Raw genomic sequence first — 562 nt, forward strand, 5'->3', positions numbered from 1 at the left:
CCGCGTAAGCCTATGAGCGAGAACACGGTAAACAGTGCGCTACGGGTGATGGGCTATGACACTAAGGTTGAGGTTTGCGGCCACGGTTTCCGTACAATGGCCTGTAGTTCGTTAATTGAGTCAGGACTATGGTCGAAGGATGCGGTAGAAAGGCAGATGAGCCATATGGAACGCAATTCGGTGAGAGCGGCGTATATCCATAAAGCGGAACATTTGGATGAACGCAAGCTGATGTTGCAGTGGTGGGCGGATTTTCTGGATGCGAACCGGGAGAAGTGGATTACGCCGTTTGACTATGCGAAGATCAACCGGGGTAATGGAGAATGAGTTGTTTAAAAGTGGACATTCGATCCTAAATTAAAAGCTGCTGATTTATCAAATGAGGAGTTGTTCGGTAGGGTCAAATAGCCGTGTTTTCACTGAGGCAACACTTTCCATTGAGCCTAAGTGGCAGGAATGCGCCATGTAAGCCTAAACCTAAAGTCACGATTACTTAGAAAACGGGAATGGGCTCTTGATTGGGCCCTACATCGTAACGAAGGTACAACAATTCGGCTATCAT

The 562-nt window shown here is 47.5% G+C and carries 1 protein-coding gene; it reads left to right on the top strand.

The genetic code is table 11. The features are described 5' to 3' along the window. Window positions 1-327: tyrosine-type recombinase/integrase (locus ACXIZN_RS43285; RefSeq protein WP_457960788.1), on the top strand; the 327-nt coding region annotated here is incomplete at its 5' end. Between the last annotated feature and the right edge of the window lie 235 nt (window positions 328-562).

The organism is Amycolatopsis sp. TRM77291 (assembly GCF_054166285.1).